Raw genomic sequence first — 15,426 nt, forward strand, 5'->3', positions numbered from 1 at the left:
CCCTCCAGTACAAAAATATTGCAAAGCAATATTTTTAGAGGACAATTGACAGAGGACAGAGGACAGTGAAGGTGAGTTTTCTTCCTTATGTCAGAAAACTAATTTATTTCTTAAACTTGTTTTGCTAATGCAAAACATCGCTAATTTATATAAATTAAAGATTTTTCATAGTGTAACGGAGAAAAATACTCCTTCACTGTCCTCTGTCAATTGTCCTCTGTCCTCTAAAAAAAGCTTATTCTAATTGCTTCTTTACATCTTTTATCTTTGAAAACATATTATTGTAAAATGCATAAAGTTCATCACCATTTATAAGATCATATTTTCTTGTATCTAGTTCTTCTAATGAATCTTTAACTTTGTTTAATAAAGTATCCACATTAGCTGTAAGTGCAACTGCTCCAGCTTCCATAGAAAGTTCATCCTGCTTTTTATCTGAAGTTCTATCTATAATACTTCTTTCCCTTTCATCCAAGCTTGTGTATTTCTTGAATATTGCTTCTAAATGATATTCCTTTTGCTTTAAGGTATTTATAAAAGGTTCTATATTTACTTTACTGTCTTCACTGCAATTATAAACATACATTAATCCTCTTTTTACTATGGTATCTGTATACATAGCTCTTAAAAAAGTATCCATATCTGCTTCTGACTTGCTCATATTCTTTATAATATCTTCAAGCTTAGCTTTTTCTTGTAGTATTTCTTCACACTTTTCAACTTCTTTTTTTACAAGTCCAGCAAGACGTGGAGTTCTCACTAAATTATTTTTTGCTTTTTCTTCGCTGCTGCTCTCAAAAATACAATACTGCTGTAAGTCACTGTTTTCTACAGGTTCTAATCCTTTTTCTAAAAGCTTTTTAATATCTGATAAAGCCCTTCTTATTTCACCTACATTAGGTCTATCCCCTTCTAGGTTTAATGAATAATTTTTCATAAAATCCTTAACATTAAAGTCTTTAGTCACAATACATCTGTACTTTTCATTTATGCTGTTTTCTGTATCAACTATACATCCAAGCTTTATAGCCCTATCAAATATATCTCTTACTTCATCATTATATTTTTTTACTCTTTCATTGTAATAAGTTGTTCCCCATGACTGTTCTGGTATTGGAGATGGAAGGTACACCCAATTTCTATCTCCATTTTGATATAAGTGTCTTCCTATACCATCAGTTTCAAATAAAGTTTTTTCATATACATTTTCATATTGTTTTATTGGAGTATATGAATATAAAGGTACTCCATTTTTAGTATTTAACCAGAATATTCTATTAGTTACCATACTTTCTTTTATATTAATGGAATCTCCTTTTATATAGGACTTTTTATATTCCTTAATACCTTCAAGTACCTTTTTAGCATTTCTTGGTACTGATACCATACTCCATGATGGGAAATTAAGCGCTTCTGTATTACTCATATAGAAAATTGGCACTGCATCTTTATCTAATTTTGGTGCAATTTCATCTTTAACTATGTTTATAATGGATTTATCCTCACCATATTCTAGTGTTAAAAACTCTTCCATAGATTGAGTTATTACATCACCATATTCTTCAGACACAAAGTTTGAAATTGATCCTACTACATCTATATGAACCTCATCAAGCCATTTGTTAGATTCCTCTAAAAGTTTATTTGAAAATCTTCTAACAATATCATCTGCACTTTGCTTATTTACAATGCTTTCTATATAATCCTTTAAATCAGGTACTTTCACTACTGTCCAGGAATAATTTCTTCCAAGAGCACCTTCTATTTCTTCACCTTTAACAAGAATTTCTCCATCATCTTTAAATATCTTATTTAATTCATTAAGTATTTCAGTATATATTCTATATATTTTATTGTTTAAGTCACTTAAATCTGAAATTACTTTTCCATAAAACTCTATCATTCTAAGAGTTCTTTCTTCTTCAGACTTTAACATATACTCTTCACTTTTAGCTTCTATATAATCATTTTTCTTTCCTTCTTTAGTAAACAAAATTGCCTTTCTAGCTTCTAACATCTTGTCTTCTGCAAGTTCTCTTTTAAACTTTATCTCTCTTGAAATATTAGCTAATCTTTCTTGAAGAGATGCTACTTCTGTTTCTAAAGTCTTCACTACACAAAAGCTTTGATGAAACAACATTCTAGATGCATAAAAAGGTCCTTTTTTAGGGTCTTTAAATATTTCATCTATTAGCTCTCTTGCACCTTTTTCAATTTCACCAGGATACTGAGTCTTTACCTTATTATATTCATTGGTACATTCTCTTAAATATTCTTTCATTTCATCATCAATATTTACAGATTGTTTTTTTATTACATTATCATAGTTATACCTATCTCTTCCCTTATAACCCGTAAGAGGTTTTCTACCCTGAAGTTCACTTTCAAATCTATCTATTACAGAATCTTCATCAAGGTTAAGCTGTCTTATAAAACGATCTGTTTCCTGTTCTGTAGGCATATTTTCAAACATATATTGAATCTTTTCAAAAAGCTTGTAAGCAAGGTATGTAGTTATCTCTTCCAGTGGTAATACTGCTGAAGATGCTCCTATCATTACATACTTATAGCCTGCCATATAAGGTTTTGCCATATTGTCAGTATTCTGCTTTAAATTACTTATATAATCCTGTATAGCAAAAGCTCCACCAGATTCTCTTACTTCATTGGATATAAAATTAACTATATTTTCTGCTGTAACATTCATACAATAATCATAAGCATTGCTCATAGGTCTTCCATCTATGTTTGTAGCAGATATTAAATGGCAAAGATTAAATGGAGGCATTGGTGAATCTACAGTTAATCTATTTCTATACTGCTGTTTAAATCTTTCATGTCTATCAGCAATTCCCATAAGGTAATCTAATTCCTTTAATGCTGCAAATCCATTTTTTATAATATAGGATTGAGAGCTTTGGTTGTCAGAAGCCTTAGATAGGTTAACATCTGGTGTAAATAAATATCCCATTATATTAACTCTATCATCACCTTTAACCCCTTTAATATTGTTAATAATTCCTCTTACTATATAAGCAATATCTATAAAGGTTCCGCTTCCTGTTCCTCCTGAAAGTCCTGAAAGTATAAATACATGAAGTGTTTCATCTGTATCCTCTTGAAGACGTCTTATTTTTTTCTCAATACAATCTACTATTTCATTGATCTTTGTAAATAATAATAGTCTTCCTACTTGTCTTATACCACCAGCACCATCAGTTCCACTTTCTGCTGAAAGTTCAGGTGCTAACCATTCTTTTATACAATCGTCTAATATGTTTCTATCATTTAAAATGGATCTTATTTCTGCATTTGAAAGCATAACAAGCTCACTTTGAGGATCTAATCCTACTCCACCATTTGCAGGATATCTCTTATTTTTTTCACCCTGATTTGTTTCAAATCCTAAAAACTCAACTTTTTCAGGTTTATCCTTTCTAGTATTGGATATTTTATCTTCTTCAAGTATAAATCTTTTATTTATTTGATATTTAAGTCTTAGCATTGCATCTATACCTGTTCCACCAAGACCTATTACAAGTATAGGATTTGATATAGTTTCTATACGTATTTTATCACTTATTATACCTCCGCCCTTGCTAACTTCAAGGTCTTGAAGATGCTCTCTAATTCTAGTATTCATAAATTAACTCCTCCATATTTTATAATCTTACTTAGATCGGAACTCTACAACTATACTTTTTGATACATTATTTAAAAATACTGTTATTTTGTTTCCATTGTACATTGTTATATTTTCACCATTTTCAAGCTTTCTTCCTGATTTTTGTATAACACATTTTGATTTATTTAAAATTTCAAGACTATCATCATTTCTAAATATAAATTTTATGTCTTCAGTTTCCTTATATTCTTCTTTAAGAGATAATACTTCAAAAAGCGTAAAACTTCCAACATAGCCATCTAAATTTCTAAACTGTGGAGGTAACATTTCATCAGTATTTTCATCTTTTATATTTAATTCTACACGGCCAAAACCTTGAACACGCTTCTTTTTAACTAAAGCTAATGCTCCTCCTATTAAGATAGCTGCAACTAAAGCTGCAATACCACCTAAAACTGCAGGTTTTTTTAACATACTAGTTTTTCCAGCTGAATCGCCTGCTGCTGCATTATCACCACCAACTAATAAAGGCGTACTTTCTCTATAAAGACTATTTCCATCAACTCTAACTTTAAGTTCATATTTTCCCTTATCTGGAATTGAATATTCTCCTTTAAAAACACCCTCAGCATAATCCAAATCTACTTCTTTAACTGAGTTATCTTTCATATTTTTTACTATAAGCTTACCCTTCATATTTGTATAAAGTGCTTTATCTGTAATCTTTTGTCCATTGCTTGCAAGATAAGCTTCCACTTTTAACTTATCTCCATTTTTAGGAGAAGAAGGAGTAAAGTTTGCTTCCAGCTGTAAATCATAATTAAATATGTAATTTACTTTTATATTACTGCCACTTACACCTTTAACCTTAACTGTCCAATCTCCCTCTGTAGGCTTTATAATTTTAAGCATAGAATACTTTTTAGATGTAGTAAAAACTGCATTAGACGATGGTATACTAACTTCTGTGCCTTTTGGATCTAAAAGTTTCACTTCAACCTTTGAGTCTGAAATCATGGATATATTAGCTTCCATTACATTGGAATTAGGAATTTTAACTTTTAAATCTTGATATTCACCGTTAGCTGTAACAGTTCCTCCATCCTGAACCTTTAATTTTGAATTATCAGCATATATATCTGTAAGAATTTTAGGAAGATCTGCTGCTGTGTTAGTTATGTAATTTTTACCCTTAGTTTCATTTGACATTTCCTCAAGCTGTGTTTTATCTACAGTGCCATCATAATTAAGTCCTATGGTATACACAGGATATCCTTTATCCTTACAAGTACTTATTGCACTTTTTAAATCTTTTAAAGAATCCTCTGTTTTTCTTTGAGGATCATTTTTACCATCAGATAATAGTATTATTACTGGCTTATGATTTTTATCATGACCACTATTCATTAGATTTACTGCTTCTAAAATACCAGCACCTGTATCAGTTTTTTGCCCAAGAGGAATGTTTAAAGCCATGTTTTTTATTCTTTCTTTATCATCATTTGAATTTATAGTATCCAAATTATGTTCTCTAACTACATTATCCGAATACGCTACAAGTCCAAATTTATTTCCTTGAACCTGTGACATATCTAAAAACATCTTTATAGCTTCTGTCCTTATTTCTTCAGGATCACTTTCTTTCATAGAACCACTGGAATCCAAAACAAATACTACATCCAAATTAGAAGAAGCTCCACTACCTTCTGCACTAACTGAATAAATGTTTCCTAGCCCAAAAATTACTACAACCAATACAACTAAAATAGATTTAATTTTTTTTATCAAAATTGCATGCCCCCTTATATAAAAATTTCTAATTTAAATTTATAAACGAATACTTAGTTTTCGTATAATAAACACAATGTGACACAACTTTTTCAGAGGACATTTGACAAAGGACAGAGGACAATGAAGGTAAGTTTTCCTCCTAACGTCAGAAAACTAATTTATTTTTATGCTTGTTTTGCTAAATCAAAACATAGCTTAAGCAAGAAACTAAAATCTATGATTTTCAAATAATTTTGCTTCCTTAGAAAGTACTTCTTAAAAGCAAAAAGCGTGAGCTTTTTTAAAATTAAAGATTTTTCGTAGTGTAACGGAGAAAAATCTTCCTTCACTGTCCTCTGTCAATTGTCCTCTGTCCTCTGAAAAGAAGTTGCATCGTATTATTTTCAAACTGTAAAAACACAACATTTTTTAATATTAAGCTTTGCTTAAAATCCACTCCATGGGTTCTACTGCATTTGTTTTATTAGAAATAGAATTTAAGTTATTTGTGAAAAAGAATTCTGAGCTTAAAAAATTATACTGAACCTTCCTTATAAACTTTTCTTCCCGTACTAATTTAAGAAAATCTACTGCTGTACCATTATAATTTATAAGATCCATTTTATTAATTACCACAGCTATTGGTATATTTATTATTTCATCTGCTTTTATTCCACAAAGCTTTTTCATACCTATTATAAAGCGATCTAATAAATCATCTATATTTATATCTTTTTTTATATAGTTTTCAGCTTCATTCTTAACCAAATCACATTCTATTACTTTATCTATGCATAATGGGTCTATCATAAAAATTACCCCATCTACATACTTATAGTACTTTTGTCTCATTATACCACTTATACTATTAAAATTTTCTCCTTTATTATCATATATATACAATATTTTTTTACTTGAATTTGTCTCAGAATTCATAAAAACGTTGTAGAGATTTTTATGTTCTTTTAAAGCTTCCAAATTAGAATTTTCATTATTTGTACATTGAACCATGCTATTAAAACTTTCTTCTTCACTTGAATTTAAAAATTCCACTTTTCTTTTGTTTTCTTTAGAAATACAACTAAAAAAATCATGTATAACACTATGAATAAAAGAGGTTTTTCCTGAATCTTCTCCCCCAATAATAGCTATACATGCTGAAGGCATCTCTTTTATTTCAACCTTGCTTAAACACACAGGGCATACAGCAGAAAGTTTATGTCTTCCACTCATATTTGTTGATGGAATTTCCTTACCACAAATGCACTTTCTCTTTATAATACCATATGGACCAGGAACTAAACTTTTATGAATTCTTCCACAGTTTGGACATAAGTAATAAGGTATATTAAATTTACTATAACAATGTGTACAAATAGTTCCTGTATTTTCTCGGTTTGATCTCACATTTTCTATGTTTTTTATAATGAAATATAAAATATAAACAGGACTACTTATAATTGTAATAATAATAAAATGTATAAAAAAATAAATTCCATTAAAAATATTTCCAAACACATATATAGAAGCTACTGCACCTTTAAGCCTTCCTAAACCACAATGATTTTCTTGTTTCATTTTTTTATATACTAAGATATTTCCTTTATTTATAGCAGCTGCACTAAGGTAATCATTTTTTAAATCTTCATACTGTTTATAAAAAAAGTACTTTTCCTCTGCAGGTTCATCAAACTCTTCCTTAGCCTTAAGAGAATATTTATTATAAGATATATACTTTATACCTTTGAAATAACTATAGCTGCATTTAATAAAACCTTCCACAATTCCTACAAAAGTTCCACCTACAGAAGCTAAAACCTTAACAACTTTTTCAAGCACCTCTCCCATGCGGTCCAAAACACCATCTCCTACTTTATAATTTGAAAGCACCTTTAATCAAAAAAGTTTTTTATCTTTAACAAAGTTCCTTTTTCCATACTTGCTGCTCTTTTTGTAATATGTCTCCAGTGAATCATAATTTCTTCTTTTCCTTTGCAGCGCTTTATTCTATCAATAACATATCTATTACAAATACTTATCTTCTTTTCAGAAACTTCCTTTAATATATCTACAATTCCATCATCAAAAACTTCCACTGCAGTTTCTTTAACATTGTACATATTCTTTAATGTGAAAATAATAAAGTCTAACAGCACTTTATATGGCTTTATACTAAGATCTTTTAATAATGTTTTATACTTTTTGCCTAAAACAATCTCTTTAATTACCTTTATATATTCTTCAAAATAAATATCTGCATATTCAGCACAATATAAAGCCTTTTTTACTTTTCCATGATCTACATCGTCCTTAATATACATACATATATTAGGTAAAAACCATTCTAAATACTTCTTATACTCATCTTCACCAATTTCCTTATAATCACACTTTATGCTTTGCAAAACTTTAGAACTCTCCACAAAACCATACTTATCTAAACTTTTTCCTAAGTATAAAAGTTCTATTACACTGCATGAAGTTCTTATTTTATACTGATTTTTCATATTAAATAGTTTCTTCACAGTAGAATCATTTATTTTTCCATTATCACTTATAATTTTATTTTCAAACATTGAAACAACCTTTTTAATAAAAGTCCTATCCATGTATTTAACTAATGAGTTGTCTATTATATAATTTAAAATAGCTTCATATTCTTCTAAAGCTATATCATCGCTGTACATATCATCATTTTTACAGTAATTTAAATATAAGCTCAAAGCTTCTTTAAACTTTTCTTTTCTATAATTTTCAAATGCACTGAATACTTCATTACAGTAATTGATAAAAAACTGTTCCCTACTACATCTTTTACCTAATTTAAATTGATATATGCTAAGTAAAAAATCATTACCACCTGTTTCTTCACTTATGCAAATATACATTCTATTTTTCCATTGTTCTTTTCCTTCACCTTCAATAAAGTCTATTAAAAGTTCTTTTAAAATATTATCCTTATCTATACATTTACAATAAATTGTAAGCATTATCTTAGTACAACATTCATAATCATCTTTAAAGAAATTTAAAATATCTCTTATATAATCAGGATATTTTCTTAATATACCTAAGCACTTGTATAAAAATATAGTTACAATTTTATTTTCTTCTCTTTGTGAATCAAACAATTTAAACAATTCACTTTCCATAGAATTTTTATTAAAAGTCTTCATATCACAAATTATTGTTTCAAAATAAAATTTTGCATGTCTAGGCTTAGCACCTTCCATATAAGTTATGAGTTCTTTTACTCTTTCCTTTTCTAAAGACTTTCTTACAAATTCCACAGTATTTAAACTTTTTATATTTTTATATAAAGTAAATATATCATCTATGCATATTTCTTCTGCATCTACAACAAGATACTGAACAGAATTAAAAAAGAACTTATACGCAGTTTCTATATGATCCATGCTTCCTGTTTCTCTACCCATCTTAAATAAAAACTTTGTTATTATTTCTGTAAGTTCCACATCTACTTCAGTACTTATTTTTTCTAAATTAGGCTTCAATTCCAAAAACAATTGTTTATATGCCTCAATAGATTTATAATTAATTGCAAAATTTACTGCCTTTTTTACATTTTCTATATCAGACTTTGCAAGTCCCTTCTTAACCATGTTATATAAGCAAAGACAGTCATCTATATTTTCATTTAACTTGTTATATTCAAACTGAGTTAAAAAATCTATAAAAGGTAGAAATACTTCCTTTGAAACCGTAAAACCTATTTCAGCTAACTTTGAAAAATTACTGCTTAACTCCACCTCTTTATTTTTATTATGTAAAAAATTAAAAGCACTGTATTTATAGTTATTTTGAGCAATATTAAACTTAAATTTACTTCCTACGCTGTCTACAGCACACATTATGTAATTCGTATCCTCAGGATTATATACATAAGTAGTGAAAGTAAATTGTCTTGAAAGCTTTTTAGGCAGTGACATTTCCACTGCTCCTATTAAGTAAGGTATGCTCTCCATACTATCAGAAAATACTATTTTCTTACCACTTTTATTGAAATCTATAATACCCTGCATTAATTCTCTAAAATTTTTACTCTTCTTATTGATTCTATTTTCCTTTAAAAATTTACTTATATTATCAAAGTGTATTACATCTCCTAAATGCACATGATCTAACTCTGGAAGATATTCTATAGAAGATGCATTTTGCTCCTCTAAAGTTAATGAATCTTTAAAGCTTATAGATTTATAAAGTTCTATAGGATAAAAATCATAGGGCTTGTCAAATACCAAAACATGGCAGATATAATTTCCATATCTACCTGAATAATCTTTACCTATATATTTTCCCTGACTAATGCAGTATTTTCCGTTCTTCAATATAAAATATGAAAAAGATAAAGGAAATAAAGTTTCTATTTCTTCCTGTGTAGGTTGACTTGGAAGATTATCTGGTGGTATATACACACAATAAGTTTCTATTTCCTTTCTTTCTTCTTCAGTAATTCCCTTTGACATAGAATAAGTTTGAAAACCTGCCCCAGAAGAAAGTCCTTTTTTACAGGAAGTATATAAAAGTTGTTGAATTTTCAAAGGTAAATCACTTCCTTTTTTCTCCTTTTATTAATTTATACTTATATAATAACCACAGAAAAGGATCTTCTACTCTATGAGGTCTTAACTTTGTAATCTTATTACTTTCTGGATTACAACCAAGTGCTGTTAATCCGAAATAAGCATAATCTTTAAAATTAGAGTTCAACTGGTTAGCAAAATTTTCTCCTCCCCAGCTTCTTACTAAAGCTTCCATGGTTCCATTAACATCTTCAAAATCTGCTAAATCAAAATAGCCTTCTTTTATGTGTTTTCCAGAATAATTTATACAACTAGAAGGATCTACTAAGGATTCTACAGCATCCATTTTAGAAAATGCTACAGCTACAGGTATATCTATTAACTTATCCATTTTAATGCCATTAGCTCTTCTTATAAGATTTCCTGTTCTTGAAAGCAAATCTTCTATTTCTGTATTCTGTTCTGGTAGTGGTGTTCCTTTAGGAAGATCTTCTCTTATCTTTTCTAACTGTAGTGGATCTAAAAGAAAAATTATTCCTGAAGAATTGTATATATATCTATTTACAGTTTTCATAGTATCTTCTGAATCTAAATCTTCACCTGCAGTATCAAAAAAGGCTATAGTAACCACATTAGTTTTTTTGTTAGACTTTAAAAACTTTCCAAAAAAACCATCTTCTCTAAAGCTTAAACTATATATAAGTGGAGTTTTTACAGAAGAATCCGTCTTAGCGGAACGTGTTACACTTATTATTTCATTTTTCTTAAACACAGGATTATAAAAATCATTTCTATATCTTGTTATAGTAGTATCATTCATTGCTTGAAGACTACAGTTAAAGGCTGAACCTATTTCGTTCATTATTTTGTCTATAAGCACTGCAATATAATGACTTTTACCAGCTTCTTTTGCTCCTATAACTGCAAATATTAAATCATCATAATTACCTATGGTATATGGCAATTCCATATGACAGGTAGGACATACCTTTGTATTTGTAATTTCTCCACATTCATTACAAAACATATGATCTGGCATTTCATTTTTGCCATCCTCATTTTTTAGCCTTAAAAATACTCCTTCTTTAGCATTTCTACATTCTTGAAGCTCATTCTTACATAAAAATTCAACATCACTTAAATCATGTTTTGAAAAACAATAGGGACATATATATTGATCCTTCTTTTTAAAATTCAACTTCATTTTACTAATCTCCCTTACTACTTAAAATGTAAATTTTCTTTTGAAGGTGATATTATTCTATATAGTTTGCTGTTGCTGTCATCTACAAAAAAAAGCTTTACATACATGTTCTTACTTAAATTTTCAATTGGTATGTCAAAACTTAATAAATCCTCACCTGTAATTGAATCATAATCAATATTTAATACAGCTTCTCCATCTGATTTTTGAATAGGTATATTACCAAACTTTCCGATTAAAACAAGCTGTGGCAAATTTATTTCTTTTTCATTAGTGCTTAAAATTACCTCTGCACTTTTAACTTTGCCAAATAAACTCTTTTTTATCTTTATTTCATAAAATATTTCTACAGGCTCCTTATTTGTTACAAGCCTCCTTTGTGCTTTAGAAAACAGTGTTTTACCGTTGCATTCCATCATGACATAAATTGAAAAATAATAGTTTCCTTCATTTACTTTATTTATTATATAGTTTCCCTTTTCCCTGCAGTCTTCCTTTGTAACTACAACTTGAAATGCAGCAGAATCCTTAGGTGATGTAGGAAACTTATCCATTCTATAGCATATTAAAACTTTGTCTATTTTTTCATTCCAACCCCATTCTAGTGAAAGCTGCCCATACTTTATATCTGCTTTCACAAAAGAAACCTCTGGTATATCTTCTTCGTTTACTATTTCAACGCTCTTCTTGTTATCCTCATAAACTATTTTAATGTTCTGCTTACTATTCTCATCAATAGTTTCTTCCTGTTCTACTGTTTCTTTAGGATTTTCATTTTCTTTAGAAATTTCACTTTCTTTAAAGCTTTCGTTTTCATTTCCATTTTCATTGCTTTCATTTTCTTTAAAACTTTCATTCCCATTTTCATTTTCATTGATTTCATTTGTAACAACTAAATTTGTAATACTATTTTCCTGCTTATTTATTACATCTGTGTCATTATGTATATCCTTAATTTCATTATCATCTTCAATTTTTTCATCTATATCTACTTCTTCAAATTCCTCTAAGTATATATTATTTTTAGTAATTTCACTTATCTTTTTTCTTATGTCATACTCAGATAATAAAGAAAATTTACTCTTAAAATTACATATTTCCTCTTTTGAAATATCATCTTTAATTGAAAGTATTATTTCTATTTCTTCTGATAATTCCTGAAGTTCCTGTTCTTTTCCGCCTTCCATAATAATCATCTCCATTTAAAGTGTATATGAAGCAAAACTTACATACAGAACATTTATTTAAGTTAAACTTAATACCTTATCCGTTATTTTAATTCTTCTAGCTGCTTTTGAACTAATAGGTTCTAAATGTACAAATGCATTTTCCTTTTTGTCACATTTCCAGTTAAAAACCATACAGGAATCTAATCTAGGCTCATACATATTAACTGCCTCATCTTTAAGAAACATTTTTAAATTATAAGCTGAATATACAAATGCAGCCTTTTTCTTATTTATATCCATATACTTTCTCATATTAATTAGTCCTGATGACATACCTGCTAAATAAAATGAAGGATTATATAAGCTATTACGGCTGTCAGAAACAACTAATTTAACATTTGATCTAAGTTTAGATATAAGCTGTCTTAAAAGACTCATTCCTTTTCCCTGTGGAATTTCAACTTCCGTTAATCCCCTACTTAAGCTTTCACATACCTTGCTCCAAAGTTCTCTATTAGATTCTTTATCAATTGCTAAGCAGTCACCTAATGTAATAGATTCTAAATACCTCAAATCATGAAACACATTACAATTCTGAAGTAAATCACAAAAATCAATTATTATAGGTTTATTTTCAGTTATTATAATATTATCTCCCTGAAAATCTCCATGAGCAAAGGCAGTAAGGCAAATTACCTTTAATCCATTCCAAACATTTTCGTTATTAAAATAATAATATGGATTAGGTAGTATAGTGTCCGTTCCATCTAATGATATCCACTTTGTATATTTATCTACTCCTATATCTTCAAAAGCCTTAACATATTTATTGTCCATATATCTATAAGAAAGTTCTCTTTTAACTATATCAACAGGTGACATATACTTTTTAACGTGTTCCTTATTCCAGCAGAAAAGAAACTTACTTATTTTAGATATTATATTGTCTTTAAGTTCATCTTCATTAATCACCTTGTCCAAGAACGTTTCACTTTTGTATATATCATCTCCAGCTAAATCATATAAATTAACATATAAAGTAGAGTCATTTTTATTATCTAATTCATAGCTAGTTATAAGCTTAGCAACATACTTTTGCATATTATTATGTACTGCCAAATCATAAGCTTTATGAAATACTTCTGCTTCATTGCTGCTAGTTATCTTCAAAATTCCTACCTTATTATCCTCACCATATTCCACCATATATACCCCTGCACCAGATCTTCCACCATTAAACTTTTTAAGCACCTCTACAGGAGCAATTTTATCTTTAATTTTTTCACTTTTTTTATTAATTTCATTTAACACATCTATAATATTCATCTTTAAATCCACCCTATAAATATTTGTAAAAAATTTCACTTTACATATTATATTATAATTGCTAAGAATAAACAAATTATTAATAAACAATGAACATATTATTAAAGGGTAATTATCAATGTTGTAAGAAGTATATATAACCACTTACTTGGTTAATTTAAATTAAATACTCTTAATTATACTATATCATCATTATGTTACATACTTATTACTAAAATCTTAAAAAAATCTTAATTTTATTTTCTTTCAGATGCCTAATGTCTAATTACAGTATAATGCAGAAACTATATACTCTTCCACAACAAGGTTTAATTAGTTGTAAATAAAAATATATAGTTTCCGTTTTCACACTATATGCCAATATACTTTTTAAAAATAATTTAATTCATCGTATATGCTTGTTTTTTTTATGTTCATACATTTGTTTATCAGCTTCTTCTATTAATTCACTAACATTTACTGAATCTTCGGGGTTAAAATAAGTAGCACCTACACTCATAGATATGCTAAAACAGTATTCATTTTTTTCATTAAAAAGTTCCTGCTTTTCTAAAAGTTTATCCATAAATTTTTTAATATCACTTTCATATACATCTACAGCTAAAACTGCAAATTCATCTCCACCTAATCTTGCTACAATATCATTTTCACTAAAAGTATCTTTCAAAATATTTGAAGCACCAATTATTGCACGATCACCACAATTATGAGATAAATTGTCATTAATACTTTTCATATCGTCAATATCAACAAAAAACAGTATCATACCTTTTTTGCTAAGTTTTGCAAGTTTAATTTTGTGTTCAATTAAACTTAAGAAGCCTCTTCTATTGTATAACTTTGTAAGCTCATCTGTAAGAGATTGAATTTTTAATTGTTCACGTAAACATGCTTCTTCAGTTACATCTCTAATAGACAAAAGATACGCTTCTTTACCTTCCCAATCTGTTTCTGAAATACGCATACTTACAATAATTTCACTTCCATCTGGATAACTTAGCGTAAGTTCTGTGCTACTGTCTTCTATTTCATCAAAATTTAAAATATCCAGTATTTCTTTTTTATAATTTTCACCAAATAGTTTTTCTGATGCAGGATTTGAGTAAAGTATTTGTTTATTATAATTAATTACTAATAAAGCATCTTTACTGCTTTCAAGAACTGCTTTATAATTCTTTTCAAGCTTTCTTATAGTTTTAAAAGCTTTTCTTAGTTTCATATTTGTATCCTCAAGTTCTTTAGTCTTTTGTACAGCATTCTCAAAAGTAGAAAGAAGAAGATCTATTATCTGTATTCTTTCTGAATTAATAAAATATTTTTCTCCTTCAAAAAATACCTCAATACCAATTTCACTTATTCTATTTTTTCTAAGCTCTATATTAATTAGCATATGCTGAATTCTTGAAATAAGAAATTCTTCTTTATATGGCTTTGTTATAAAATTATCTGCTCTAACCTTGAGCCCTCTTATAACATCAATAGGATCTGCAAGCGATGTAAGTAAAATTACTGGAATATTCTTTAGTTTATCATCTGATTTTATCTTTTGGCATAATTCATATCCATCCATTTTAGGCATAAGAATATCAGTTACTATTAAATCAGGTATAGATTCATCTATAAGTTCTAAAGCTTCAACACCATTTTTGGCAACTTTCACTTTATAATTTTCTTTTTCAAGAATAAGTCTAAGCTGTTCTGCTTGTGTTAAACTATCCTCAACAACTAAAATTTCTACATTTCTATTCATTATTAGCTTTTCCTCCTTTTACTTACAAACATTTTGTT

At 28.3% G+C, this 15,426-nt stretch carries 8 protein-coding genes; all 8 read right to left on the reverse strand.

Annotation, left to right across the window (positions count from 1 at the left end; translation table 11 throughout):
• Positions 1-235 precede the first annotated feature (235 nt).
• Entirely contained in the window at positions 236-3,643 is a 3,408-nt protein-coding gene (locus HBE96_RS13475) for a tubulin-like doman-containing protein (RefSeq protein ID WP_169298257.1), read from the reverse strand.
• A 27-nt stretch (positions 3,644-3,670) separates the two neighbouring features.
• Positions 3,671-5,413, reverse strand: coding sequence for a vWA domain-containing protein (locus HBE96_RS13480; protein WP_169298258.1), 1,743 nt, complete (start codon positions 5,411-5,413; stop codon positions 3,671-3,673).
• A 417-nt stretch (positions 5,414-5,830) separates the two neighbouring features.
• Positions 5,831-7,243: a GTPase domain-containing protein gene (locus HBE96_RS13485; protein WP_243186945.1), complete on the reverse strand. Its 1,413-nt coding sequence runs from the start codon at positions 7,241-7,243 to the stop codon at positions 5,831-5,833.
• 44 nt (positions 7,244-7,287) lie between these two features.
• The gene (locus tag HBE96_RS13495; RefSeq protein ID WP_243186933.1) at positions 7,288-9,957 is read right to left on the reverse strand and encodes a GAP1-N2 domain-containing protein; all 2,670 of its coding nucleotides are present in this window, start codon (positions 9,955-9,957) and stop codon (positions 7,288-7,290) included.
• A gap of 7 nt (positions 9,958-9,964) precedes the next feature.
• Entirely contained in the window at positions 9,965-11,143 is a 1,179-nt protein-coding gene (locus HBE96_RS13500) for a hypothetical protein (RefSeq protein WP_169298260.1), read from the reverse strand.
• Positions 11,144-11,160: 17 nt separating this feature from the next.
• Positions 11,161-12,345, reverse strand: a complete 1,185-nt coding sequence (locus HBE96_RS13505) for a hypothetical protein (RefSeq protein ID WP_243186934.1) — start codon at positions 12,343-12,345, stop codon at positions 11,161-11,163.
• 42 nt (positions 12,346-12,387) lie between these two features.
• Complete coding sequence (locus HBE96_RS13510; protein ID WP_169298261.1) at positions 12,388-13,638, reverse strand: hypothetical protein; 1,251 nt, start codon at positions 13,636-13,638, stop codon at positions 12,388-12,390.
• 385 nt (positions 13,639-14,023) lie between these two features.
• Positions 14,024-15,388 (reverse strand): diguanylate cyclase domain-containing protein, encoded by a 1,365-nt coding sequence (locus HBE96_RS13515; protein WP_169298262.1) that lies wholly within the window; start codon positions 15,386-15,388, stop codon positions 14,024-14,026.
• Positions 15,389-15,426 lie beyond the last annotated feature (38 nt).

The sequence above is a fragment of the Clostridium muellerianum genome (genome assembly GCF_012926525.1).
In the GTDB taxonomy this organism is placed as follows: domain Bacteria; phylum Bacillota; class Clostridia; order Clostridiales; family Clostridiaceae; genus Clostridium_AM; species Clostridium_AM muellerianum.

Excerpts from the sequence above, each read along its gene's own strand:
- HBE96_RS13500 (WP_169298260.1), bottom strand. The coding sequence starts at position 11,143 with ATGAAGTTGAATTTTAAAAAGAAGGATCAATATATATGTCCCTATTGT.
- HBE96_RS13515 (WP_169298262.1), bottom strand. The coding sequence starts at position 15,388 with ATGAATAGAAATGTAGAAATTTTAGTTGTTGAGGATAGTTTAACACAA.
- HBE96_RS13475 (WP_169298257.1), bottom strand. The coding sequence starts at position 3,643 with ATGAATACTAGAATTAGAGAGCATCTTCAAGACCTTGAAGTTAGCAAG.
- HBE96_RS13510 (WP_169298261.1), bottom strand. The coding sequence starts at position 13,638 with ATGAATATTATAGATGTGTTAAATGAAATTAATAAAAAAAGTGAAAAA.
- HBE96_RS13505 (WP_243186934.1), bottom strand. The coding sequence starts at position 12,345 with ATGGAGATGATTATTATGGAAGGCGGAAAAGAACAGGAACTTCAGGAA.
- HBE96_RS13485 (WP_243186945.1), bottom strand. The coding sequence starts at position 7,243 with ATGGGAGAGGTGCTTGAAAAAGTTGTTAAGGTTTTAGCTTCTGTAGGT.